The sequence below is a fragment of the Pseudomonas sp. VD-NE ins genome, from assembly GCF_031882575.1.
GTDB classification, from domain to species: Bacteria; Pseudomonadota; Gammaproteobacteria; order Pseudomonadales; family Pseudomonadaceae; genus Aquipseudomonas; species Aquipseudomonas fluorescens_BZ.
The window spans coordinates 177,370-200,940 of the sequence record NZ_CP134772.1 but is presented as its reverse complement, the minus strand read 5'-3'; the positions used below and the strand labels follow the sequence as shown (position 1 = coordinate 200,940).

Below are 23,571 nucleotides of genomic sequence, written 5' to 3'. Positions count from 1 at the left end.
GCGATGCCGCAACGTCCCAATTTTCTGGTGATTCTGGCCGACGATTTAGGCTTCTCCGACATCGGTGCGTTCGGCGGCGAAATCGCCACGCCGCACCTTGATGCCCTGGCCAACAATGGCCTGCGCCTGACCGATTTTCATACCGCGCCGACCTGCTCGCCAACCCGTTCGATGCTGTTGACCGGCACCGACCACCACATCGCCGGCATCGGCACCATGGCCGAAACGCTGACCCCGGAACTGATCGGTAAACCGGGTTATGAGGGCTATCTCAACGACCGCGTGGTGGCGCTTCCGGAGCTGCTGCGCGAGGCCGGTTATCAAACGTTGATGAGCGGCAAATGGCACCTCGGCCTGAAAGCTGAACTGGCGCCCCATGCGCGGGGTTTCGAGCGCTCGTTTTCGCTGCTGCCCGGCGCGGCCAACCACTACGGTTTCGAGCCGACCTACGATGAGCAAACGCCCGGTCTGCTGAAATCCACGCCGGCGCTGTACATCGAGGACGATACGTTTCTCGATGAGTTGCCGAAGGATTTCTATTCCTCCGACGCCTTCGGCGACAAGTTGCTGCAATACCTCAAGGAACGTGACCAGACGCGACCGTTCTTCGCCTATTTGCCGTTCTCCGCGCCGCACTGGCCGTTGCAGGCACCGGCCGAGATCGTCGAGAAATACCGTGGCCGCTATGACGCTGGCCCTGAAGTGTTGCGCCTGGAGCGTCTGGAAAAACTCAAAACCCTCGGCCTGATTGAACCGGACATAGAACCGCATCCGCTGATTCAGTTGACCCAGCAGTGGGACGCGTTGAGCGAGGAACAAAAACAGATTTCCGCACGGGCCATGGAGGTCTACGCGGCGATGGTCGAGCGCATGGACTGGAACATTGGCCGGGTTGTCGATTATCTGCGCCAGCAGGGGCAGCTCGACAACACGTTCATCCTGTTCATGTCTGACAACGGCGCCGAAGGCGCGCTGCTTGAAGCGTTTCCGAAATTCGGCCCGGAACTGGTGACGTATCTCAGCCAGCACTACGACAACAGTCTCGACAACATTGGCCGGGCCAATTCTTACGTTTGGTACGGGCCGAACTGGGCTCAAGTGGCGACTGCGCCATCGCGGTTGTTCAAGGCGTTTACCACTGAAGGCGGGATTCGCGTGCCGGCGCTGCTGCACTATCCGCAATTGGCGATCAAAGGACAGATCAGCCACGGTTTCGGCACGGTAATGGACATCACTCCGACGATTCTCGATCTGGCCGGCGTGCGTCATCCGGGCAAGCTCTGGCACGGCAAACCGGTGGCGCCACTGCGTGGCAAATCGTGGCTGGGATTCTTGTCCGGTGAGACTGCGCAGGTGCATGACGAGCATACGGTGACGGGTTGGGAGTTGTTCGGGCGCCGGGCGATTCGGCAGGGGTCGTGGAAAGCGGTGTGGATTCCCGGGCCGGTGGGGCCGGCGACCTGGCAGCTTTATGATTTGAGCAGTGATCCGGGGGAGATTCATGATCTGGCGTTGAGTCGGCCGGAGAAGCTCAGCGCGTTGATTGGGCATTGGCAGCAGTATGTCGAGGAGACTGGGGTGATTCTCAGTGAGTCGCCTTTTCAGCCGGACTAACCAAGAGCAAAAGCCCCTCACCCCAGCCCTCTCCCCGAGGGAGAGGGAGCTGACCGAGGTGTCTTTCGCTATACATCGACCTGTGAAAACGAGTCGATTATGGATTCGACACAAATTTTTCACGTCGGCGTACTTCCCCAATATGCCTCGGTCAGTCCCCTCTCCCTCCGGGAGAGGGCTAGGGTGAGGGCAGCTCGTCAGGCCTCCACCGCCTCCCCAGCCACCACAACCTCATCCCGACGAACAAACCGGTTCGCCCGCCCGAACGTGCCGAAATCATTAAACCGAACCCCCATCTCTCGCATCACCTTATGCGCCACCGGCACCGTCAGCTGACGAATGTAAAACGGCTCCTTCACGACAAAATGATGAATCCCGTGACTGCTGCCAAAGTTGAAGCAGAACGCCTGCAACGGCCAAAACCACCAAGGGTTCAGCACCTGACACTGCTGCAGCACATTGCCCGGTTCGACATCGCCGTAGTAATGCATGTTCGAGCTAATGAAGTGCAGGCAAAACGTGCGCAACACATTCGGGCCGATGATCACCACGGCGGCGATATCGATGACCTGCATCACCGACAATGTGGTCGCTGACCATTCAATCGGCGAGCCCAGCAGATAGGCGATGCCGTTGGCCGCGTGAAAACCGAGAAACACATACCACGCGCCCCAATGCACCAGCGCCAGCGGTGCATAGACTTTGAAAACCCGTTTCAGAATGCTCCACTTGTGCGCCCAGGTCGGCGCCCGCAGCAAGCGGATGAAGGCCGACATCATGTTGTCGCCGACCATCAGCAAGCGCGCAAAACCCCACGGCTCGCCGTTGGTGATCGCGCGTTCTTCCATGTCGGTTTCAGTGCCGGAGACCTTGTGGTGATTGAGGTGCAGATGCCGACGAATCCACGGATTGATCGTGCTCGGCCGCGCCAGCCACACCAGGCCCATCATCAAATTGTGCGGCACACGCTGCTTGCGAAAATACATGCTGTGGATCAGGTCATGTTCCAGCTCATGGGTCAGCGAAGCAAAAAACGCGTTGAGCAACAGGCACACCCACCACGCCATGTGGCCGCTGATGTATAGCGCCGCCGAGCCAATCATCCCGATCAGGGCAAAAGCCAGGATCCCCGCGCCCAGCGCGTCCTGATGCTTGAGAATCGGGTAGCGCTCGCGCAGTTCGACGCCCTTGGCCAGTACCACTTCGCGAATATGCGCTGATCGCTGGGCCGCATTGTGTCGCTGGCGACTTGCAGAAGTACCGTCCATGCTTCCATCCTCGGGTTTATGATGTTCGCATCGTGCCTCGCCAGAGCTTCAATCGCGGTAGCCGAGAACGCCAACTTGTTGACCGGAAGCGCCAATCAGCATGAAGGAACCGACCTCCCTCGCCAGCTGGACCCGTGCCTTGCGCAAACAACTCGATGCGCTGGGGCTGGACAGCATTGCCTTGTGCCAACAGGCCGGGCTCGACCCGAATTTGATGGACGACCCCAACGCGCGCTATCCGCTGTCAGGCACCACGCGCCTGTGGGAAATCGCCGTGCAGGTCAGCGGCGACCCGGCGATTGGTCTGCGCGTATCGCGGTTCGTCAGCCCGACCACGTTCCATGCCCTCGGGTATGCGCTGGTGGCCAGCGGCAGTTTGCGCGAGGTGTTCGAACGTATCGTGCGCTATCACCCGGTGGTCAGTGATGCGCTGGAACTGGAGCTGAATCGTGGCGACGACCGCTATCAATTTCGTCTGAAAATTCCGTCAGGCAATCCGGCGCCAGCCTTCGAAGCCATCGACGCATTCACCGCGATCTACGTGCGCACCTGCCGCAATCGCCTCGGCCGTGATTACGCGCCACTGGCGGTTTACCTGCGACGCCCGGAACCGAGCGATGCGCATCAATGGCACAAAGTCTTCCGCGCACCGGTGCATTTCGGCTGTACCGAGGATCGTCTGGAGTTCGCTCTCGCCGACTTCGACAGCCACCTCGACGACGCCAACCCGGAACTCGCCGAACACAACGAGGCCGTGCTCAAACGCACCATGGCTCAGCTCCAGCCGTTGACCTGGGAGCGCAAGGTGCGCGACGCCATTGAAGAACAACTGCCGGAAGGTGAGCCCAGCGCCGAACGCATTGCCCAAGCCTTGCACCTGAGTTTGCGCAGCCTGCAAAGGCATCTGGCGGATGAAGGTTGTCGCTTTGATACGTTGCTCAACGAGAGCCGCGAGAATCTGGCGTTGCTGCACCTGCGCGATCCGCAGTGTTCGTTGAGTGAGGTGAGTTATTTGCTGGGTTTTGCCGACACCAGCAGCTTCAGCCGCGCGTTCAAGCGCTGGACGGGGATGACGCCGGGGCAGTTTCGCGATGGCTTGCGCTGATTGATCAGGCTTTGGCCAGACTGCGTTCCATACCGGATGACCATTGCTCGATCATGGCAGATCCCATCTCGGCGAACGCTGGATGACTTGCGCTGTACTCCGCCATTTCGCCCATTGCCACCTGCATACCGTTAGCCACTTGATGCAGTAATTCATTGCAACGCGCCTCGGTCAGATTGCAGGCAGTTCGACCAAAGCGTACCAGCATTTTGTGCTTTGGCCAGGCCTTCGACCCCCCCAACAGCAACGCCATACTGTCGTTCTTTATGTAGACCGATGTGGTGATGATGTCGTATGCGGGTGCGAGTCTGATTGTCGATTCCTCGCCACAGTCTTCGTACAGCACACCGAAGTTTTTAAGATGAGCGTCGCCGTTTTTCAGACCTGCGGACAAAGCCAAAATTTTGAAAAATGCTTCGAGCGCATGATTGAGCAGCGCGGGTGAAACAAATGCTTTGATCTGCCGAGCCGCACCTTCGTAAGAACCGTCGTATTTGGCTTTCGACGGCCAGCCGTTGAGCACGCAGAAGTCCTCGAAACCCAAGTAGCCTGTGCCACTCAAGTCAAATCGCTCGATAACCAGAAACTTGCCCTGCTCGCTCAGCTCAAACTGCGGCACCTCAAGCCCGCTGTGTTGCGCGGCGCGCATGCAGAAGTATTCGTTGGTCGCCAACTGCGGATACTCATTGGCACGAAACGCTTTGACCAGATGGGTCGATCCCCGATGAGTCAGGCGATCAATCGCGGCAGCGCTGTCACGTACCAGCACTTTTGGCTGCACCCCAGACACTCCGGAATACTGGCCGTAGGTTTTTAATAAATCCTCGAACAGGCCTTGCGCACCATCGTGCACGAGCAAATCGGCCAATGACGTTTCGGGTGGTCGATCCACTATCGATGCTTCGGTAATTGACAACCGACCCAGCTGAAAGGGGCCCACAATGGCCAGCAGTGCGAAGTCATCGAAACCACGAACCGCCTTGCTGAAACGACGAACCAGCTCATCACGAAGCGCACCTTCCGGCAAATTCATTTCGAAAACCGGATGTATGCCACTTTCCCAACCATAACTTTCCAGCCGGGATGGCATTGTCAGTGACACGGCATTTTCAGCACTGGTTTCTTCGCGGTAATTGAAGACGCTGTCGACTCGATCTTGCCCTCGCGCCAACGCTCCCACCGCTTGCCCGCCGACACAGACGTTTAACCGATCCGACGACTCAGTCATGGAAGTTAACCTTTTGCAGCGTATCGAGTGTCGGTCGGCGAGACTGGCGTGGAACCGCAGCCAGCTCATAGCCAAACCCGTTGAGGATCGCTTCGACTTTGCGCAAGCCGATTTCGGCAATGGTGTTGTTTTCGATCCCGGAAATCGTCGCGCGGCTCATTCCGTATTGCTGAGCCAGCGCCTGCTGGGTCATTTTGTTCGCCTTGCGCAGGGTTTTGATCAATTCACCAAGCTGTTCCATGTGATTTTCCTGCATCAAATACGGTGCAAATTTAGATATTTGCTTAATTTGCATCGCATTTGATGCACTCGTTGAGCAAGCTTAGCCTAATTACGAGTGATCAAGAAGTACTCACTTGCTTGCCAGAAACCCCAACTCAAACACGGTGCCCGCCGCATCACTGCTCACCCGCACTCGCCCCCCATGCAACTGCATGATCGACTGCACGATCGCCAATCCCAACCCACCCGAATCCCCCGGCTCTGCCCGTGAAGGGTCTACGCGATAGAAACGGTCAAACAGTTTGCCCAGATGCTCCGACGCAATGGTCGGGCCATGGTTGTGCACTTGTAACCAGCACCAGCCCGACTCGTCACGCCTGCGCAGACTGATCATGGTTCCGGGATCAGCATGACGCACGGCATTGGCCAGCAAGTTGCCCAGCGAACGTTGCAGCAATTGCTGATCAGCGCGCAGTTCGCCATGCAGTTGATTGTCCAGCCGCAGATCGCGGTCATCCGCCAAGGCTTCAAAGTAATCGCACAGTTCACTGCCAACGCTGTGCAAATCCAGCGTTTGCACATTCAGCGCGCGTTCGGCCTGTTCTGCCCGGGCGAGGAACATCAGGTTTTCCGCCATGCGCTTGAGCCGTTCGAACTCTTCCATGTTCGAGGCAAGCACCTCCTGATATTCCGCCGTGCTGCGCGGATGATTCAGCGCCTGACCATTGCTCGCCAACAAGGTGTGCAACGGCGTACGAATCTCGTGGGCGAGGTCGGCGGAGAACTGCGAGAGACGCTGCACGCTGTCGTCCAGCCGCACGAGCATGCCGTTGAGCGCCTGCACCGGTTCGAGCAGTTCGGCAGGCGTGCCATTGGCGGGAAGGCGTTGATCGAGGCTGCGCAGGTCGATACCGCGTACCGCTTCGCTCAACTGGTGCAACGGTCGCAGGCCCCGGCGCAGCAACAGCAAGCCCAGGGCAAAGGCGAGCAACGCACCGAGGCCAATCGACAGGTACAAGCGCATGCGATAGCTGCCGAGCATCTGCTCGCGCTCACTCAGCACTTTACCGGCGAGGACCGTCAGCGGCTCGCCATTCGGCCCTTGCGCTTCGCCGGACAACAACGCCAATTCGACACCGTCCGGTGCTTGCCAGGTGAGCACATCGGGGCGCTGCGGTGTTTGCTCGCGGGGGATCGCGTTCAGCGCGGGCAACTCGCGTTGACGTGGGTTGATGGCGATCACACTGGAGCCATCGGCGCGGCGCACCAGCAACAGGCTGTCGAGATTACCGAGCATGTTCTGATACAGCCGCGGCCGTGCCTGCAAGGCGTCGAGGCTGTCGCTGTCGGCGAGCAAGGCGCGCACTTGCTCCAGTCGTCCAAGCAATGCGAGGTCGTCGCGGTAGGCGATTTCCGAGGCCAGCGAGCGGTAAAGAAATACGCCGATAGCACTCAACACCAAAGCGCAGACCAATGCGAACGCCAGCGCCAGGCGCCAGGCGATCGACCTAGAGCGCATCGTCGGGGGCTTCCAGTTGATAACCGACACCGCGCACGGTGTGGATCAGTTTCGGCATGTAGGGATCATCGACTTTGGAGCGCAAACGGCGCACCGCGACTTCGACCATGTTGGTGTCGCTGTCGAAATTCAGGTTCCACACCTGCGAGGCAATCAAGGTGCGCGACAGCACTTCACCCTGGCGACTGGCGAGCAATTGCAGCAGGGCGAACTCCTTATTGGTCAGGGCGATGCGCTGACCACCACGACTGACGCGGCGGCGCAGCACGTCGATTTCCAGGTCGGCGATGCTGTACGACTCGGCTTCGCGCATCGGCCCGCGTCGCAACAACGTGCGCACCCGCGCGAGCAGTTCAGCGAAGGCGAAGGGTTTGAGCAAGTAATCGTCGGCGCCCAGTTCGAGGCCGCGCACGCGGTCTTCGATGGCGTCCTTGGCGGTGAGAAACAGCACCGGCGTGGCGCCGCGCTGGCGGATCAGTTGCAGCAATTGCCAGCCGTTGAGCCCGGGGAGCATTACATCGAGGATGATCAGGTCGTATTCCTGCTGCTCGATAAAGTAGCGACCATCGAGGCCATTGAGCGCCACGTCCACGGCAAAACCCGACTCGCCCAGGCCTTTGGCGAGGAAATTCGCGGTTTTGGCTTCATCTTCTACGACCAGCAAACGCATGGCACACCTCGATTGACAGGCACACAGGCTAGGCGCCTTCGGCGGCGTTGCCCATTACAAACTTGTAATCAGACTGACGAGGTTCTGACCAAGACCGGCGATTAAGGTGACGACCTCAGATTCTGGAGCCTGTCCATGACCGTCAAATTCCTCGTTGCAAGCCTGATGATCGGCCTCAGTGGCGGCGCTGTCGCCAGTCCTGAACTGCCACGTCACGCCGACCTCGACCTGAAAACCGCACGCCTGCTCGCCGACACAGCATTGGCCAATTGCACCGGCACGGTGTCGGTGCTTGATCGGGGCGGCAATCTGCTAGTGACCCTGCGTGGCGATGGCGTAGGCCCGCACAACACTGTTGCCAGCCAGCGCAAGGCTTACACCGCGCTGTCGACCAAAACCGCGACCCGATTGTTCGCCGAACGCGCTCGCAGCAACCCGGAAACCGCCAACCTCAACACCCTCGATGAATTGCTGCTGCTTGGCGGCGGGATCCCGCTGTTCCTCGGCACTGAACTGGTGGGCGCCATGGGCGTGGCCGGCTCCGGCGGCGGCGAGCAAGACGAAAACTGTGCAATCAAGGCTGCCGAGAAAACCGGTCTGGCCATCACCCGTTCCCAATAAGGAGATGCATCCATGAATACTTTGCGCATGACCTTCGCCGCGCTCGGCCTGAGTGCTTTTTCAAGCCTGGCGCTGGCTGCTGGCAACCCCTTGAGCGTGCACGTGCTCAATCTGGAAAACGGCCTGCCTTCGCCAGGCATCAACGTGACGCTGGAAAAACACGTTGGCCAGAACTGGCAGCCACTGGCTCAGGGCACCACCAATGAACAAGGGCGGATTGCCGAACTGTTCCCGGCCAAACAGCCTTTTGAGGCGGGTGAATACCGCGTGGTGTTCAAGACCGGCGAGTACTTCAAGAAGATCAAGCACGACACGTTCTTCCCGGAGATTCCAGTGATTTTTGAAGTGAAGCAGACCGATCAGCACTACCACATCCCGCTGCTGCTCAGCCCGTACGGCTTCTCGACCTATCGCGGTTCCTAAGCCCCATTCCCAAAGGTTCTGTGGTTTGCCTGACATATCATGGAGGGCGGAAAACCCTGTGGGAGCTGGCTTGCCAGCGATGGCGGCCGTTCAGCAGACATCGATGTCGGCTGATGCACCGCTATCGCTGGCAAGCCAGCTCCCACAGGGGCCGGGGTGCATTGTCAGATCGTGGCCAGAGCTCGCAACCGCGTGGCATCGAGGATTTCAATCTCGCCATACCCGAGTCCGATAATCCCTTGCCCCTGCAAATCCTTGAGAATCTGGTTGGTGGTCTGCCGCGACAGCGACAGCATCGATGCCAACTGCTCCTGCGGCAGTTGCAGTACCCGGCGTGGCGCGTCGAGTTCGCCGTAGCCTTCGGCAATCATCAGCAAGCGATGGGCCAAACGCGCCGGGGCTGGAAGCAGGCTCAGTTGTTCAAGATTGATAAACGTCAGGCGCAGTTTGTGGCTCATCAGTAGCGCCAGATGCCGCCAATACACCGGCTGCTCATCGAGCAGTTTCAGCAGCACCGCCTGCGGGATATTCAGCAACGTGCACGGCCCGACCGCATAAGCGTCATGGGTGCGCGGCTGGCCATCGAACAGGCAGATTTCGCCAAACCAGTGCGGCGCCTCGACCAGACTCAACAGCGCCTCCTTGCCTTGCTCGCTCACCGCACTGATGCGCACGGCGCCATCAAGCACCGCGTACAAACCGCACGGCGCATCGCCGCGCTGAAACAAGCGCTGCCCCGCCGTCAGCCGCCGCTCCCGGGCCGCCGCCAGCAAGCTATCCTGAAAAGACGACGGCAGATGACTGAACCACTGCCCGCTCATCAGCCGTGAACGAATTTGCATAAACACTCCTGGATTGTCGCCTGCCTGACAGAGCGAACCCTGATCCCGAGGGATGATGCGATCAACCCTACCGGAGGAACAACAATGAAAAACCTCGTCGACCATCTCAGTCAATACGCCGCCTACCACCGTGATCCGCGCAATATCGCCAGCCACTTTATCGGCATTCCGCTGATCGTGGTGGCCGTCGCGGTGTTGTTGTCGCGGCCGGAATGGTCGCTGGGCGGGTTGTGGATATCTCCAGCCGTGATCGTGGCGCTGGCCTCTGCGTGGTTTTATCTGCGTCTGGAATTGAAGCTCGGGGTATTGATGACGGTGCTGATGGGCCTGTCTGTCTGGGCCGGGCATGTATTGGCGCAGCAGAGCACGATGGTCTGGCTGAGCAGCGGCCTGGCGATGTTTGTGATCGGCTGGGTGATCCAGTTTGTCGGGCATCACTATGAAGGGCGCAAACCGGCGTTTGTCGATGATGTGTCGGGGCTGATTGTCGGGCCGTTATTTGTCGTGGCTGAACTGGCGTTCATGCTGGGGATGCGGCATGAGTTGAAAGAGCAGATCGAGGTGCGGGCGGGCGTGGTGCGGGTCAATCCGAATCGTGCAGCTGTTTAGACCGCTTTCGCGAGCAGGCTCGCTCCCACAGTGGATGGGTGTTGAACACAAAATTTGTGAACAACCAAAATCCCTGTGGGAGCGAGCCTGCTCGCGAAGCTGTTGACTTTAGAGGCTGGCGACTTTCTGCCAGACCTTCGGTTTGAAGAACAGGGTCTCTCCCTTGGCCAAGCCGATCAGGCTGTCGTGATCCTTGACCACTTCGGCCTCGATCAGATCAGTCTGCCCTTCCACCTTGAGCGTCACCCGCGTGGTCGCGCCCAATGGCCGAATATCACGCACCTCAGCCGCATGGTGGTCTTCCAGCTCATGCTTGGACAACGACACCTCATGCGGGCGGAACAGCACGTGATTGTCGTCGCTCAACAGCAAGCGGTTCGAGTCGCCGAGGAAGTGATAAACGAAATCGCTGGCCGGGTTTTCGTAGACGTCGCCCGGTGAGCCGATCTGTTCGATCACACCCTTGTTCATCACCACGATACGGTCAGCGACTTCCATCGCCTCTTCCTGGTCGTGGGTCACGAACACCGATGTCAGGTTGATGTCTTCGTGCAGCCGCGCCAACCAGCGACGCAGCTCTTTACGCACCTTGGCATCGAGGGCGCCGAACGGCTCATCCAGCAGCAGCACTTTCGGCTCGACCGCCAAGGCACGGGCCAGAGCGATACGCTGACGCTGACCACCGGACAATTGCTCCGGATAACGATCCGACAGCCAGTCCAGCTGCACCATGTTCAGCAATTCGTGAACCTTGACCGCAATCTGGCTTTCGCTCGGGCGCTGGTTTTTCGGTTTCATGCGCAGGCCGAAGGCGACGTTGTCGAACACGGTCATGTGGCGGAACAAGGCGTAGTGCTGGAATACGAAACCGACGTTGCGATCACGTACATCGTGGCCGGAGACGTCTTCGCCGTGGAAGACGATGTTGCCGTTATCCGGGGTTTCCAGGCCGGCAATAATGCGCAGCAACGTGGTTTTGCCGCAGCCCGACGGGCCGAGCAGCGCGACCAGCTCACCGCTGTGGATGTCCAGGCTGATGTTGTCCAGCGCCTTGAAGGCATTGAAATTCTTGCTGACGTTACGCACTTCGATCGACATGACTTATTCCTCCGCGGCGCTGGCGCGCAGGCGGTTGATACGGTTTTCGCTCCACTGCTTGAGCAGCAGGATGAAGAGCGCCAGGATCAGCAACAGGCTCGCCACAGCGAACGCGGCCACGTGGTTGTATTCGTTGTAGAGGATCTCGACGTGCAGCGGCAAGGTGTTGGTCACCCCGCGAATGTGCCCGGAGACCACCGACACCGCACCGAATTCACCCATGGCCCGCGCGGTACACAACACCACGCCATAGATCAGGCCCCATTTGATGTTGGGGACGGTCACGTGCCAGAACATCTGCCAGCCGTTAGCGCCGAGCAGACGCGCGGCCTCCTCTTCCTGCGTGCCTTGTTCCTGCATCAGCGGGATCAGCTCACGGGCCACGAACGGCACGGTGACGAAGATCGTCGCCAGCACGATGCCCGGCAGGGCGAAGACGATCTGGATGTCGTGATCCTGCAGCCATGGCCCGAACAAGCCCTGGGCGCCGAACATCAACACGTAAACCAGACCGGCGATTACCGGCGATACCGAGAACGGCAGGTCGATCAGGGTCACCAGCATGCTCTTGCCGCGGAACGAATATTTGCTCACGCACCACGCGGCGCTGACGCCGAACACCAGGTTCAACGGCACCGAAATCAGCACGGCGAACACAGTGAGCTTCAGCGCCGACAGTGCATCCGGTTCAAAGATCGCGGTGAAGAACGCACCGAGACCATTCTTCAAACCCTGTGATACGACGATGAACAACGGCAGCAGCAGAAACAGGAAAAAAACCAGCCAGCCAAGACCGATCAGGACTCTGCGCGAAGTGGCACTGCCACGGCGTGCAGCGTTGGCCGAAGAGGCGGCTGCAATAGACGATTGGGACATTGTTCGCGCCTCCTTATGGGGTTTCGATGCGCCGCTGCAGCAAGTTGATCAGCAGCAACAGGACGAAGGAAACCACCAGCATCAGCACGCCGATGGCGGTAGCGCCGGTGTAATCGTATTGGTCGAGTTTGACCATGATCAGCAGCGGCAGGATCTCGGTTTTCATCGGCATGTTGCCGGCGATGAAAATCACCGAACCGTACTCGCCGACGCCACGCGCGAACGCCAGGGCAAAACCGGTCAGCCAGGCGGGCAGCAGCGCGGGGACGAGGATGTGGCGAAACACCTGCAACGGTTTCGCACCGAGGCACGCGGCAGCTTCTTCGACTTCACGGGGAATGTCGGCCAGCACCGGCTGCACCGTGCGCACCACGAACGGCAGGGTGACGAAGGTCAGCGCCAGAGTGATACCGAGCGGGGTGTAGGCGATTTTGAAACCGAGGTCGGCTGCGAACTGGCCGACCAGTCCAGCCGGCGCGTACAACGCAGTCAGCGCAATACCGGCCACCGCTGTCGGCAGGGCGAACGGCAGATCGATCATCGCGTCGATTACCTTGCGCCCCGGGAAGGTGTAGCGCACCAGCACCCAGGCCAGCAGCGTTCCGATGATGCCGTTGATGATCGCGGCACACAGTGCGGTGCCGAAACTCAGCTTCAACGCGGCCAGCACCCGTGGTGCGGAGATGATCGCCCAGAACTGATCCCAGGTGAGTTGGGCGGCGTGGACGAACATCGCCGCCAGCGGGATAAGCACAATCAGGCTGAGGTACACCAAGGTGTAGCCCAGCGTCAGCCCGAAGCCGGGTATGACGGGGGAGATACGACGCGACATAAAAGTCCTTGGTTAAAAACGCATCAATGTGGGAGCGACGGTGCGACGATTCGACCTGCTCGCGAAGAGGGAGTATCAGTCAACATCCCTGTCGCCTGAAATACCGCCTTCGCGAGCAGGTCGAATCGTCGCACCGTCGCTCCCACATGTGGTGTGCCTAAACAGTAGGCTCGTTGTGGGTCAGATTACTGCGCCTGATAAATCTGGTCGAACACGCCACCGTCGTTGAAGAATTTTGGCTGCGCGGTTTTCCAGCCGCCGAAGTCCTTGTCGATGGTCACCAGATCGAGTTTCGGGAACTGCTGGGCATACTTCGCTGCCACGTCCTTGTCACGCGGACGGTAGAAGTTCTTCGCGGCGATCTCCTGACCGGCCGGGCTGTACAGGTGCTTCAGGTAGGCTTCGGCGATCTGCTCGTTGCCCTTCTTCTCGGCGTTCTTGTCGACCACCGCCACTGGCGGCTCGGCAAGGATCGACAGCGAAGGCACGACGATGTCGAACTTGTCGGCGCCGCCATCTTCCTTCAGCGCCAGGAACGCCTCGTTTTCCCAGGCCAGCAACACGTCACCCTGACCGTTGTTGACGAAGGTAATGGTCGAACCGCGTGCACCGGTATCGAGGATCGGCACGTGCTTGAACAGGGTTTGTACGTATTCTTTGGCTTTGGCTTCGTCACCGCCGTTGGCTTTCAGGCCGTAAGCCCACGCGGCGAGGAAGTTCCAGCGTGCGCCGCCGGAGGTTTTCGGGTTCGGGGTGATCACCGAGACGTCGTTCTTGACCAGATCGCCCCAGTCCTTGATGCCTTTCGGGTTGCCCTTGCGCACCAGGAAGACGATGGTCGAGGTGTACGGCGTGCTCGCTTCCGGCAGACGCTTCTGCCAGTCGGCCGGCAGGGTCTTGCCGAGTTTGGCGATTTCGTCGATGTCGCCAGCCAAGGCGAGGGTCACGACGTCAGCGCGCAGACCGTCGATCACCGCACGGCCTTGCTTGCCCGAACCACCGTGGGATTGCTGGATTTTCACAGTGTCGCCGGCGTGATCTTTCTGCCAGAACTTGATGAATTCAGCGTTGTAGTCCTGATACAGCTCGCGCGTCGGGTCATACGACACATTGAGCAGTTCGTAATCCTTGGCAACCGCGGAACCGGCAAACACAGCACTGGCCAGCGCGGCCAAAGCGTAACGGCGAATCGACGACATGGTGAAAGCTCCTGGAATTCTTGGTGGTGGCTTTTTCTTATGTGTTTCGGAAATCGTGTTGCCGGTTCAAAGATCGTCCGATCGCGGCCCGAACCTTCGGCAGCTCCTACACACAGCCCCCCGTACGAGCTGCCGCAGGCTGCGATCTTTCAGCCCGGTTGCTTGCCCGGTTGCTGCAAACGGAATTTCTCTTTGCGTTCGATCTGCACGACTTGCGCGTTATGCACAGTGATTTCCACCGCGCCGAAACGCAGATCGCGCAGGGCGCTCTGGATTTCACGCAAGATGGTGCTTTCGTCCTGACCGTCAACGCTGCGAAGGGATGCGCTCATGGTGCTGCTCCTTTGAATGGGATTTGCCTGGCAGTGGGCGGCACTGCGTTCGGCGTAGGAGCAATATAAGAGAGGCACGGATATTCTTAAAAAGACTATTTAAGAATGTTTATATAACTGAAAGACTGATCGTTCCCACGCTCCGCGTGGGAATGCAGCCGGCGGCGCTCTGCGCCGCGATTTTGGGCCGACGCAGAGCATCCCTTTGCTGAGCGCAGGAACAAGTTTGCACCTGTCTTAGCCAATCAACGGTGCCCTTGCCCAATCAATCTCTTTTGCCGGACTCGGCCGCCCAAACCAGTACCCCTGCCCCAGATCACATTCCTGTCCCAACAGAAACGCCGCCTGCTCAACCTGCTCGATGCCCTCGGCATGCACCTGCATGCCCATGCTCCGGGCCAACGCGATAATCACCCGAACAATTGCCGCATCATCTTCATCCCACGGCAGCCCGGCGACGAAGCCCTGATCGATCTTCAGCTTCTGCACCGGCAAGCGCTTGAGCCGCAACAGCGACGAATAGCCGGTACCGAAATCATCGATGGCCAGGCGAATGCCCAACTCGCGCAAACGGTGCATCTGCTCCAGCGCCACTTCCGGATCATCCATCACCGCGCTTTCAGTGACCTCCAGCTCCAGAAACGCCGGATCCAGCCCAGTGTCGTGCAGCACCTGCGCCACCTGCTGATACAACTCACGCCGGGCGAACAGACGCGAAGACACATTCACCGCGACGAACGACAGCACGATCCCGGCCTGCTGCCACTGGCACATCTGCCAACACGCATGCTGCATCACCCACGCGTCGATTTCGGCAATCAGCCCGGTGCGCTCGGCAATCGGGATGAATTCTGCTGGCGACACCAGACCGCGCTGTGGATGCTGCCAACGCACCAAGGCTTCGACGCCAATCAGGCAACTGGTTTTCAAGTCATGCACGGGTTGGTAATAAACCCGCAGTTCCTGCTGCTCAAGCGCGCGGCGCAGCTCGAAAGCGATTTCGACCCGTTGTTGGGCGTGGGCGGTGAGTTCTTCGGTGTACAAGGCGTAACCGTTGCGGCCGCTGCTCTTGGCTTTGAACAGCGCCGCGTCGGCGTTGCGCAACAGCTGCTCGGCGCTCAACGCGTCACTGGGGAACAGGCTGATGCCGAGGCTGCCGTTGATGAACAACTGATTGCCATCAATGCTGAACGGCTCCTTCAGTGCATCGAGAATCCGTTGCGCCAGCGCCGCTGCCTGCACCGGCTGTGGACAACTCTCTGCCAACACCGCGAACTCGTCGCCGCCCAGGCGTGCCAGGGTAATGCCGGGACCAAACAGCGCCTGCAAGCGCGCCGCCACAGACTTGAGCAAGCGATCACCGACGTTATGGCCGAGGCTGTCGTTGATCATTTTGAAGTGATCAAGATCAAGCATCAGCAGTGCACAGCCGCGCTTATGGTTCTGCGCCGAGGCCAGCGCCTGCTCGGCGCGATCGCTGAACAGCAGACGATTGGGCAGATCCGTCAGCGGATCATGGTGCGCGAGATGTTTCAACTCATGCTCGGAATCCTTGATCGCGCTGATGTCGGAAAACACCGCGACGTAATGGCTGAGCCGGCCCTGATCATCGTGAATGATCCGGATGGTTTGCCACTGTGGATAAATCTCGCCGCTTTTACGCCGGTTCCAGATCTCGCCGCTCCATTCGCCCTGAGATTCCAGGGTGGCGAACATCGCCTGATAGAACCCTGGCGGATGGTGGCCGGATTTGAACAGGCTCGGCTGCTGCCCGAGAACTTCTTCGCGCTGATAACCGGTGATCTCGATGAACGCGCGATTGACGTGCACGATCAGCCCTTGGTGGTTGGTGACCAACACCCCTTCGCGGGTGCAATCGAAGACCGCCGCGGCCTGACGCAGGCGTTCGCGATCGGCGTGGCGCTCGCGCAAACGCGCGCCAATCCCGAGGAACTCACACAATCGCGCCCGCGCCAGGAAAATCAGCCCGGCGCTGAACGCCGCAAACACGTAACCGTTGATCAGTTGCCATCGGGCAAGATCGACGGAGTTATCGAAGAAATTGTTTAATAAATGATCAGTACCTTGCAGCCAGACAGCGGCAAGCACGAGATAGAGCAGCGCTGCACGCAAAGCATCGCGGTAAGTGGCAGGCATTCGGCTGTCCATGTCCCTACAAAAAGGTTGGAATTATAGGTCAAGAAACATCCAGCGACTCTTATCTGAAAGGGCGACTGGTTTTATCTGTGTGCTTGGTGATAATGCAACGGCTGTTTTTATCTTTATCGAGGGCCCTATAGCCTATGTGGTACGAAGGTTTTCTTGGCTTGTCGGCCTGGTCTCTGGTCGCAGTCACCCTGCTGATGACCCACGTGACAATTGTCGCCGTCACGGTCTATCTGCACCGCTACTCGGCCCATCGCTCGCTGGAGCTGAATGCTGGCCTGAAGCACTTTTTCCGTTTCTGGCTGTGGCTGACCACGGCGCAGAACACCCGCGAGTGGACCGCCATCCACCGTAAACACCACGCCAAATGCGAAACCGAAGATGACCCGCACAGCCCGGTCATCAAGGGTTTGTCGACGGTACTGCGCACCGGCGCCGAGCTGTATCGCGCCGAAGCGCAGAATCCGGAAACCCTGCGCATCTACGGCAAGAACTGCCCCGAAGACTGGATCGAACGCAACGTCTACAGCCGCTACCCGCTGCTGGGCGTGGCAATCATGGGCGTCATCGACCTGCTGCTGTTCGGCACCATCGGCATCACCATCTGGGCGATCCAGATGATGTGGATCCCGGTGTGGGCCGCTGGCGTGATCAACGGTCTGGGCCATGCCGTCGGCTATCGCAACTTCGAATGCCGCGACGCAGCGACCAATCTGGTGCCTTGGGGCATCCTGATCGGCGGCGAAGAACTGCACAACAACCATCACACCTACCCTAACTCGGCCAAGCTGTCGGTGAAGAAGTGGGAGTTCGACCTCGGTTGGGCGTGGATCAAAGTCTTCAGCTTCCTGCGTCTGGCCAAGGTTCAGCGTGTAGCGCCAATTGCCCACCGCGTCGAAGGCAAGGGCAGTCTGGACATGGACACTGCCATGGCGATCCTCAACAACCGCTTCCAGATCATGGCCCAGTACCGCAAATTGGTGATCGGCCCGCTGGTCAAGCAAGAGCTGGCGAAGGTCGATCATTCGGTGCGTCACCAATTCCACCGCGCCAAGCGTTTGTTGTCGCGGGAAACCAGCCTGCTGGAAGATCGCCATCACTTGCGCATCCAGACCATGCTCGAGCACAGCCAGGCACTGAAGGTAATTTACGAAAAACGCCTGGCCCTGCAGCAGATCTGGGTCAAGACCAGCGCAAATGGCCACGACATGCTCGCCGCCATCAAAGAGTGGATTCACGAGGCAGAAGCCAGTGGTATCCAGTCCCTGCGTGAATTCGCTGACCAGCTGAAAACCTACTCGCTGCGCCCTGCAGCGGTCTGAGACCGTTGATCGGTGCACCCGGGTCCCGGGTGCACCCTTCGGAACTTCGCTAAAAATCGCCTATCTCAAAGACACTTCGCCATCCCGGCGGGCTGTACTGTGGCCGTTGTCGAATTGCGGCACGTCCTTTGAGATCTGTGCCGATGGTCAACAACAATCAAAAAGACTCATCCCTCCCGCAGTGGCCCGAGGCCGCGCAAACCCTCATGGCGTTGATGCACGCCCAAGGCGAAGTCGCTCGGCTAAGCGAACGCGAGCAGCTGTTCAGCTCCTTGCTGGTCAGCGTCAACGCCGTACTTTGGGCTTTCAACTGGGAAACCCGTCAGGTGCTGTACGTCAGCCCCGCCTACGAACGGATTTTCGGTCGCTCCGCCGGCCTGCTGCTCGCCGACTACAACCAATGGCGCGACAGCATCTACCCCGACGACCTGGAATACGCCGAACGCAGCCTCGCTGAAGTCCTGCACAAAGGCGCGGTGGAAGATCGCGAATACCGAATCATTGCCGCCGACGGTCAGGTGCGCTGGCTCAGCGATAAGTGCTTCATCAACCGTCAGGACGAGCCTGGGCAACCGGTGATCATCGTCGGCATCGCCGAGGACATTACTGACAAGAAGCAGATGGAAACCGAACTGCATCGCTTGGCGACCACCGACGTGCTGACGCAAAGCAGCAACCGCCGCCACTTTTTCGAATGCGCCAACCGCGAGTTCGAAGAGGCGCGTGTGCAGGGTTCACCCATGGCGTTTTTGCTGCTCGATATCGATGACTTTAAAGTGATCAACGACAGTTACGGCCACCCCGAAGGCGACAACGTGTTGCAGCGGGTCGCCGAGTGCGGGCGCGGTTCGTTACGTCGCGGTGATCTGTTCGGGCGGATTGGCGGGGAAGAGTTTGCGGCGGTGTTTCCGGGTTGCGCACCGGACATGGCCATGCAGGTGGCTGAACGGCTGCAGCAGGAGATTCAGCGGTTGAGCTTCAGCCATGACGGCCAGACATACGGCATCACTGTCAGCCAGGGATTGACCAGTCTGACCGAGGCAGACGAAAGCCTCGACAACCTGTTCGCCCGCGCGGATGCGGCGATGTATGAGGCCAAACGGCAGGGCAAGAACCGGATTATTTCTGCCTGAGCCCGTCCTCCCTCCTCAACACAAACCAACTGTGGGAGCGAGCCTGCTCGCGAAAGCGTCGTATCAGACAATGATGTACTAAATGACACTGCGCCTTCGCGAGCAGGCTCGCTCCCACATTTGGAATATGGGTGAGTCAGGGTTATTTGCGCATCCGCATCAACTCCGGCAAGCCGATTTTAAGCAACCTTGCCGTGCGACTCTTTGCCAGTTCCTCAACGCCTTCATGCTCGGTCAGATGCGCCATCTGCGCCGCCATGTTCATCACCAGCGCCTCACGGGAATACACGCCGCCACCGAGCTGGTAAACCGACGCAATCAGCTCACGCAGCTCCAGCGGCAATCGCCAGCGAGTACGCAACGCCGAACCATACGCCGCGCCAAACTCGGCCAGCGCCTCGCCGACTTCCTCCAGTTCATCCAGCGCACCGCCGGCCTGCTGCCATTCCTGCAGACAACGCAGCAACGCCAGATCACCCAAGCGATGCAGCATGCCCGCGCAGTAACAGCGCTCCTGATCGAGATCGAGAAGCCGCGCCAACGTACGCGCATATTCCGCAGTGTGTAGCGACAATCCCCAATAACGCTCGGCGTAATCAGCCAGACACGGATCACTGAGCCTGGCGCTGCGCTTGAGCGCCAGCCCCAGAATCAAATTCATGCTCTGCCCGGTGCCCAGGCGATGCAGGGCTTGAGCCAGTGTTTGCACCGGCGCGCCATGGTGCTGCGCCGCGCTGTTAGCCGCAGCGATCAGCACAGCCGTGATCTGTGGATCGGTTTTGATTTCATCTTCCAGCAGCTTCAGATCGAGGCCATTGGGATTGAGACTGCGTTTGACGGCAACCTGCACATCAGTCATCAATGGCGCGCCGTCGGCTTGCTCGCGGCGTCGTTCAAGAAACACCGACAAGGTCATGCCCGGCGCCAATGCCGGCACCTCACAGAACACCTCTTCACCGGCATTCAGCAACAAGCCCTGCAAACGCTCGGTCAGGTTTTCCATGTTCAGTGGTTTGGTCAGATACGCCGTCGGTGCCAGTGGAACCGCTTCGCGCACACTGGCACTGTCGTTGCGGCTGCTCATCAGAATGAACGGCAGCGGCGGATTGCGTTTGCGCTGCCGCACGCTGCGCAACACGCTCAAGCCATCGACGCCGGGTAGCTCCCAATCGACGATGGCCAGGTCATAAGGAATTTCGCTGAGCATCGACATGGCTTGCTGGCCATCGGCACACAGGTCCAGCCGCGCATCGCAACGCACGTTCAGCAACACTTGTTTGAGCAGATCGCGAGACCACGGATCAGCCTCGGCAATCAGCACTCGCGGTACGGCGGGTAAATCAACGGCAGTCATGCGCGCGCTCCCTTGCAATGCCTGAACCTTAGCCAATGCTGGCCATTCGATACAGTGCTAAAGCGCTCGATGTGTTTCAAGGGGCGTAAAAAACCCGCCGAAGCGGGTTTTTTGTCGATCAGGTCACACGGGCAGATCAGAGCTCGGAGAAGCACTCTTCGATGATTGCCAGACCTTTGTCCAGTTGCTCGTCCGGCGAGGTCAGCGGTACCAGGACGCGCAGAACGTTGCCGTAGGTGCCGCAGGACAGCAGGATCAGCCCCTTGTCGCGCGCCTTGGCCACAACCGACGCTACTGCAGCAGCGTTTGGCTTGTGGCTGTCGCCGTTTTCGAACAGCTCGACCGCGATCATCGCGCCCAGGGCACGGACTTCGCCGATGACCGGGTACTTGGCCTGGATAGCTTTCAGGCCAGTGACCAGACGCTCGCCAACAGCCTTGCAGCGGTCCAGCAGTTGCTCTTCTTCGAACACTTCCATTACGGCCAAAGCAGCGGCGCAAGCGATCGGGCTACCGGCGTAGGTGCCGCCCAGGCCGCCTGGTGCGATGGCGTCCATGTATTCAGCCTTGCCGCAAACACCGGCCAGCGGGAAGCCGCCAGCGATGGATTTGGCGAAGGTGGTCAGGTCGGCAGCAACGCCCATCTGCTCCATGGCGAAGAACGTACCGGTACGGCCAGCGCCAGTCTGTACTTCGTCAGCGATCAGCAGGATGCCGTGCTGGTCGCACAGGGCACGCAGACGTTTCATGAATTCCTTCGGCGCAACGTAGAAACCACCTTCGCCCTGTACCGGCTCGATGATGATCGCGGCGATGTCTTTCGGCTCGGCGTCGTTCTTGAAGATGCGTTCGATGGAAGCGATCGAATCGTCGATGCTCACGCCGTGCAGTTCGTTCGGGTACAGCGCGCGGAAGATGCCGCCTGGCATCAGGCCCATGCCGGCCGAGTACGGCACGACTTTACCGGTCAGACCCAAAGTCATCATGGTGCGACCGTGGTAGGCGCCGGTGAAGGCGATCACGCCAGCGCGGCCAGTGGCGGCGCGAGCGATTTTCACGGCGTTTTCGACGGCTTCGGAACCGGTGGTGACCAGCAAGGTTTTCTTGGCGAAATCACCTGGCACCTTGGCGTTGATTTTTTCGCACAGCTCAACGTACGGCTCGTAAGCCAATACCTGGAAGCAAGTGTGGGTCAGCTTGTTCAGCTGTTCGGTCACGGCGGCGATGATTTTCGGGTGCACGTGGCCGGTGTTCAGTACCGCGATGCCGCCAGCGAAGTCGATGAACTCACGACCTTCAACGTCAGTCACGGTAGCGTTCTTCGCCGATTCAGCGAAGATCGGGTGAATCTGGCCAACACCACGTGGAACAGCTGCGGTACGACGGGCCATCAGTTCAGCGTTAGTCTTGCTCATTACAGTCCTCATTCGCCGCTCATCGGGCGGCGTGGTTCAAGGATTAAGCGGGAGAAATCGACGGTGGCAGCATGCGATGATCGACTGCCACGGCGCTCCTGGCCGCAGAGAAAATTCCGGTTTGAAACGACGCAAAGGGACAGCGCTCTCGTGCCCTTTGCGTTTGCAGCGATCCCTTTCCCGGCTTAGATGCCCAGGCAGAGGTATTTGATTTCCAGGTAATCTTCGATGCCGTACTTGGAGCCTTCACGGCCCAGGCCCGAGGCCTTGATGCCGCCGAACGGCGCGACTTCGTTGGAGATCAGCCCGGTGTTGACGCCGACCATGCCGTATTCCAGCGCTTCAGCGACACGGAACACACGACCGAGGTCGCGAGCATAGAAGTACGAAGCCAGACCGAACTCGGTGTCGTTGGACATCGCGATCACTTCGGCTTCGTCTTTGAAGCGGAACAGCGGCGCCAGAGGACCGAAGGTTTCTTCCTTGGCCACGGCGGCATTTTTCGGCACGTTGGTGAGGATGGTCGGCTCGAAGAAGTTGCCTTCCATCGCCTTGCCGCCAGCCAGCACGGTGGCGCCTTTGGAGACGGCGTCAGCAATGTGCTCTTGCACCTTGGCCACGGCTTTTTCGTCGATCAGCGGGCCAGTGGTGGTGCCGTCTTCCAGACCGTTGCCGATCTTCAGTTTGGCCACAGCCACTTTCAGCTTCTCGGCGAACGCGTCGTAGACCGAATCCTGAATGTACAGACGGTTGGCGCAGACGCAGGTCTGGCCGTTGTTGCGGTACTTGGAAATGATCGCGCCTTCGACGGCCTTATCCAGGTCCGCGTCGTCGAACACGATGAACGGCGCGTTGCCGCCCAGTTCCAGCGAGACTTTCTTGATGTCCTTGGCGCATTCCGACATCAGCTGACGACCGATTTCGGTCGAACCGGTGAAGGATAGTTTGCGCACGATCGGGTTGCTGGTCAGCTCGCTGCCGATGTCGCCGGCGCTGCCGGAGACCACGCTGAACACGCCCGCAGGAATGCCCGCGCGCTGAGCCAGTTCGGCCAGTGCGAATGCGGAGAACGGAGTTTGCGAAGCAGGCTTGAGCACCATGGTGCAACCGGCGGCCAATGCCGGGCCGGCTTTACGGGTGATCATTGCCGCCGGGAAGTTCCACGGAGTGATAGCTGCGGTCACGCCGATTGGCTGCTTGATCACGATCAGGCGCTTGTCTGGCTGGTGGCCCGGAATCACGTCACCGTAGATACGCTTGGCTTCTTCGGCGAACCACTCGATGAACGAAGCGGCGTAAACGATTTCGCCCTTGGCTTCGGCCAGCGGCTTGCCTTGCTCGAGGGTCATCAGGCGCGCGAGGTCGTCCTGGTTCTCGATCATCAGTTCGAACCAGCGACGCAGCTTGCCGGCGCGCTCTTTGGCGGTCAGGGCACGCCAGGCCGGCAGCGCTTTGTCAGCAGCTTCAATGGCACGGCGGGTTTCGGCGGCGCCCATTTTTGGCACGGTACCGAGAATTTCGCCGGTGGCCGGGTTGTTGACCTTGATCGTCTGACCGTTGTCCGCATCGACCCAAGCGCCATCAATGAAGGCTTGCTGGCGGAACAACAGGGTGTCTTTAAGCTGCATGTCGGCTTTCCTTAACAGCACCGCGGCCTGCGCGGAGCAAATTATGATTGTAGAAAGGCGCCTCGCAAGGCTGCCGTCAGGGAAATCAGTGACCGG

At 59.5% G+C, this 23,571-nt stretch carries 22 protein-coding genes; 7 read left to right on the top strand and 15 right to left on the bottom strand.

Translation table 11 applies throughout. The annotated features are described in order from the left end of the window. Positions 1-3: 3 nt before the first annotated feature. The gene (locus RMV17_RS00830; protein WP_311884871.1) at positions 4-1,614 is read left to right on the top strand and encodes an arylsulfatase; all 1,611 of its coding nucleotides are present in this window, start codon (positions 4-6) and stop codon (positions 1,612-1,614) included. Positions 1,615-1,811: 197 nt separating this feature from the next. Here the strand turns inward: RMV17_RS00830 and RMV17_RS00825 are convergent, their stop codons facing one another. Beyond that, the gene (locus RMV17_RS00825) at positions 1,812-2,882 is read right to left on the bottom strand and encodes a fatty acid desaturase (RefSeq protein WP_311884869.1); all 1,071 of its coding nucleotides are present in this window, start codon (positions 2,880-2,882) and stop codon (positions 1,812-1,814) included. Between the two features lie 100 nt (positions 2,883-2,982). On the opposite strand from RMV17_RS00825, the gene RMV17_RS00820 reads away from it, so the two are divergent. Further along, complete coding sequence (locus RMV17_RS00820) at positions 2,983-3,987, top strand: AraC family transcriptional regulator (protein ID WP_102899636.1); 1,005 nt, start codon at positions 2,983-2,985, stop codon at positions 3,985-3,987. A gap of 4 nt (positions 3,988-3,991) precedes the next feature. On the opposite strand, the gene RMV17_RS00815 is transcribed toward RMV17_RS00820, so the two are convergent. The 4 genes from RMV17_RS00815 to RMV17_RS00800 form a co-directional block, all read right to left on the bottom strand. Beyond that, a complete protein-coding gene (locus RMV17_RS00815) occupies positions 3,992-5,215 on the bottom strand; it encodes a type II toxin-antitoxin system HipA family toxin (protein ID WP_311884865.1) in 1,224 nt (407 codons plus the stop codon). Then, a complete protein-coding gene (locus RMV17_RS00810) occupies positions 5,208-5,456 on the bottom strand; it encodes a helix-turn-helix transcriptional regulator (protein ID WP_311884863.1) in 249 nt (82 codons plus the stop codon). Before RMV17_RS00810 ends, RMV17_RS00815 begins: the two co-directional genes overlap by 8 nt. Positions 5,457-5,567: 111 nt before the next feature. After that, positions 5,568-6,956: a heavy metal sensor histidine kinase gene (locus tag RMV17_RS00805; RefSeq protein ID WP_311884861.1), complete on the bottom strand. Its 1,389-nt coding sequence runs from the start codon at positions 6,954-6,956 to the stop codon at positions 5,568-5,570. After that, complete coding sequence (locus RMV17_RS00800; protein WP_007917671.1) at positions 6,946-7,626, bottom strand: heavy metal response regulator transcription factor; 681 nt, start codon at positions 7,624-7,626, stop codon at positions 6,946-6,948. Before RMV17_RS00800 ends, RMV17_RS00805 begins: the two co-directional genes overlap by 11 nt. A 135-nt stretch (positions 7,627-7,761) precedes the next feature. Here RMV17_RS00800 and RMV17_RS00795 point away from each other — a divergent pair, with 135 nt between their 5' ends. Next, positions 7,762-8,247, top strand: coding sequence for a heme-binding protein (locus tag RMV17_RS00795; RefSeq protein ID WP_108224229.1), 486 nt, complete (start codon positions 7,762-7,764; stop codon positions 8,245-8,247). A 12-nt stretch (positions 8,248-8,259) separates the two neighbouring features. Continuing rightward, positions 8,260-8,670 (top strand): hydroxyisourate hydrolase, encoded by a 411-nt coding sequence (uraH, locus tag RMV17_RS00790; RefSeq protein ID WP_311884858.1) that lies wholly within the window; start codon positions 8,260-8,262, stop codon positions 8,668-8,670. 164 nt (positions 8,671-8,834) lie between these two features. On the opposite strand, the gene RMV17_RS00785 is transcribed toward uraH, so the two are convergent. Then, positions 8,835-9,512 (bottom strand): Crp/Fnr family transcriptional regulator, encoded by a 678-nt coding sequence (locus tag RMV17_RS00785; RefSeq protein ID WP_311884856.1) that lies wholly within the window; start codon positions 9,510-9,512, stop codon positions 8,835-8,837. 84 nt (positions 9,513-9,596) lie between these two features. Between RMV17_RS00785 and RMV17_RS00780 the strand changes: the two genes are divergently transcribed. Further along, a complete protein-coding gene (locus RMV17_RS00780; protein WP_311884854.1) occupies positions 9,597-10,121 on the top strand; it encodes an Mpo1-like protein in 525 nt (174 codons plus the stop codon). 108 nt (positions 10,122-10,229) lie between these two features. On the opposite strand, the gene RMV17_RS00775 is transcribed toward RMV17_RS00780, so the two are convergent. From RMV17_RS00775 to dibA, 6 genes are all read right to left on the bottom strand, one after another. After that, positions 10,230-11,219, bottom strand: a complete 990-nt coding sequence (locus tag RMV17_RS00775; RefSeq protein ID WP_016987602.1) for a sulfate/molybdate ABC transporter ATP-binding protein — start codon at positions 11,217-11,219, stop codon at positions 10,230-10,232. A 3-nt stretch (positions 11,220-11,222) separates the two neighbouring features. Then, entirely contained in the window at positions 11,223-12,095 is an 873-nt protein-coding gene (gene cysW, locus RMV17_RS00770; protein ID WP_108224225.1) for a sulfate ABC transporter permease subunit CysW, read from the bottom strand. A gap of 13 nt (positions 12,096-12,108) precedes the next feature. Beyond that, positions 12,109-12,927, bottom strand: coding sequence for a sulfate ABC transporter permease subunit CysT (cysT, locus tag RMV17_RS00765; RefSeq protein WP_008080019.1), 819 nt, complete (start codon positions 12,925-12,927; stop codon positions 12,109-12,111). 185 nt (positions 12,928-13,112) lie between these two features. Next, positions 13,113-14,126 (bottom strand): sulfate ABC transporter substrate-binding protein, encoded by a 1,014-nt coding sequence (locus RMV17_RS00760; protein WP_038367242.1) that lies wholly within the window; start codon positions 14,124-14,126, stop codon positions 13,113-13,115. A 149-nt stretch (positions 14,127-14,275) separates the two neighbouring features. Continuing rightward, positions 14,276-14,458 carry a sulfur starvation response protein OscA gene (gene oscA, locus RMV17_RS00755; protein ID WP_007917682.1) on the bottom strand — a complete coding sequence of 61 codons (183 nt, stop codon included), beginning with the start codon at positions 14,456-14,458 and terminating at the stop codon, positions 14,276-14,278. Positions 14,459-14,695: 237 nt separating this feature from the next. After that, positions 14,696-16,615 carry a phosphodiesterase DibA gene (dibA, locus tag RMV17_RS00750; RefSeq protein ID WP_311884847.1) on the bottom strand — a complete coding sequence of 640 codons (1,920 nt, stop codon included), beginning with the start codon at positions 16,613-16,615 and terminating at the stop codon, positions 14,696-14,698. 146 nt (positions 16,616-16,761) lie between these two features. Between dibA and desA the strand changes: the two genes are divergently transcribed. Together desA and RMV17_RS00740 are read left to right on the top strand one after the other, a co-directional pair. After that, positions 16,762-17,946 (top strand): delta-9 fatty acid desaturase DesA, encoded by a 1,185-nt coding sequence (gene desA, locus RMV17_RS00745; protein ID WP_077570114.1) that lies wholly within the window; start codon positions 16,762-16,764, stop codon positions 17,944-17,946. Positions 17,947-18,089: 143 nt separating this feature from the next. Next, the gene (locus RMV17_RS00740) at positions 18,090-19,079 is read left to right on the top strand and encodes a sensor domain-containing diguanylate cyclase (RefSeq protein ID WP_311884844.1); all 990 of its coding nucleotides are present in this window, start codon (positions 18,090-18,092) and stop codon (positions 19,077-19,079) included. 142 nt (positions 19,080-19,221) lie between these two features. On the opposite strand, the gene RMV17_RS00735 is transcribed toward RMV17_RS00740, so the two are convergent. The 3 genes from RMV17_RS00735 to gabD all read right to left on the bottom strand — a co-directional run bounded on the left by RMV17_RS00735 (position 19,222) and on the right by gabD (position 23,475). Further along, a complete protein-coding gene (locus RMV17_RS00735) occupies positions 19,222-20,433 on the bottom strand; it encodes a response regulator (RefSeq protein ID WP_311884842.1) in 1,212 nt (403 codons plus the stop codon). 136 nt (positions 20,434-20,569) lie between these two features. Beyond that, the gene (gene gabT, locus RMV17_RS00730; protein WP_007917687.1) at positions 20,570-21,847 is read right to left on the bottom strand and encodes a 4-aminobutyrate--2-oxoglutarate transaminase; all 1,278 of its coding nucleotides are present in this window, start codon (positions 21,845-21,847) and stop codon (positions 20,570-20,572) included. Between the two features lie 185 nt (positions 21,848-22,032). Continuing rightward, on the bottom strand, positions 22,033-23,475 hold the full coding sequence (gabD, locus tag RMV17_RS00725) for an NADP-dependent succinate-semialdehyde dehydrogenase (protein WP_038367265.1): 1,443 nt from the start codon (positions 23,473-23,475) through the stop codon (positions 22,033-22,035). Between the last annotated feature and the right edge of the window lie 96 nt (positions 23,476-23,571).

Coding starts and splice junctions, on each gene's coding strand:
- cysT (WP_008080019.1), bottom strand. CDS start 12,927: ATGTCGCGTCGTATCTCCCCCGTCATACCCGGCTTCGGGCTGACGCTG.
- cysW (WP_108224225.1), bottom strand. CDS start 12,095: ATGTCCCAATCGTCTATTGCAGCCGCCTCTTCGGCCAACGCTGCACGC.
- RMV17_RS00740 (WP_311884844.1), top strand. CDS start 18,090: ATGGTCAACAACAATCAAAAAGACTCATCCCTCCCGCAGTGGCCCGAG.
- RMV17_RS00760 (WP_038367242.1), bottom strand. CDS start 14,126: ATGTCGTCGATTCGCCGTTACGCTTTGGCCGCGCTGGCCAGTGCTGTG.
- RMV17_RS00820 (WP_102899636.1), top strand. CDS start 2,983: ATGAAGGAACCGACCTCCCTCGCCAGCTGGACCCGTGCCTTGCGCAAA.
- RMV17_RS00780 (WP_311884854.1), top strand. CDS start 9,597: ATGAAAAACCTCGTCGACCATCTCAGTCAATACGCCGCCTACCACCGT.
- RMV17_RS00800 (WP_007917671.1), bottom strand. CDS start 7,626: ATGCGTTTGCTGGTCGTAGAAGATGAAGCCAAAACCGCGAATTTCCTC.
- oscA (WP_007917682.1), bottom strand. CDS start 14,458: ATGAGCGCATCCCTTCGCAGCGTTGACGGTCAGGACGAAAGCACCATC.
- RMV17_RS00830 (WP_311884871.1), top strand. CDS start 4: ATGCCGCAACGTCCCAATTTTCTGGTGATTCTGGCCGACGATTTAGGC.
- RMV17_RS00775 (WP_016987602.1), bottom strand. CDS start 11,219: ATGTCGATCGAAGTGCGTAACGTCAGCAAGAATTTCAATGCCTTCAAG.
- RMV17_RS00795 (WP_108224229.1), top strand. CDS start 7,762: ATGACCGTCAAATTCCTCGTTGCAAGCCTGATGATCGGCCTCAGTGGC.
- RMV17_RS00815 (WP_311884865.1), bottom strand. CDS start 5,215: ATGACTGAGTCGTCGGATCGGTTAAACGTCTGTGTCGGCGGGCAAGCG.
- desA (WP_077570114.1), top strand. CDS start 16,762: ATGTGGTACGAAGGTTTTCTTGGCTTGTCGGCCTGGTCTCTGGTCGCA.
- gabD (WP_038367265.1), bottom strand. CDS start 23,475: ATGCAGCTTAAAGACACCCTGTTGTTCCGCCAGCAAGCCTTCATTGAT.
- RMV17_RS00785 (WP_311884856.1), bottom strand. CDS start 9,512: ATGCAAATTCGTTCACGGCTGATGAGCGGGCAGTGGTTCAGTCATCTG.
- RMV17_RS00825 (WP_311884869.1), bottom strand. CDS start 2,882: ATGGACGGTACTTCTGCAAGTCGCCAGCGACACAATGCGGCCCAGCGA.
- RMV17_RS00735 (WP_311884842.1), bottom strand. CDS start 20,433: ATGACTGCCGTTGATTTACCCGCCGTACCGCGAGTGCTGATTGCCGAG.
- gabT (WP_007917687.1), bottom strand. CDS start 21,847: ATGAGCAAGACTAACGCTGAACTGATGGCCCGTCGTACCGCAGCTGTT.
- uraH (WP_311884858.1), top strand. CDS start 8,260: ATGAATACTTTGCGCATGACCTTCGCCGCGCTCGGCCTGAGTGCTTTT.
- RMV17_RS00810 (WP_311884863.1), bottom strand. CDS start 5,456: ATGGAACAGCTTGGTGAATTGATCAAAACCCTGCGCAAGGCGAACAAA.
- RMV17_RS00805 (WP_311884861.1), bottom strand. CDS start 6,956: ATGCGCTCTAGGTCGATCGCCTGGCGCCTGGCGCTGGCGTTCGCATTG.
- dibA (WP_311884847.1), bottom strand. CDS start 16,615: ATGCCTGCCACTTACCGCGATGCTTTGCGTGCAGCGCTGCTCTATCTC.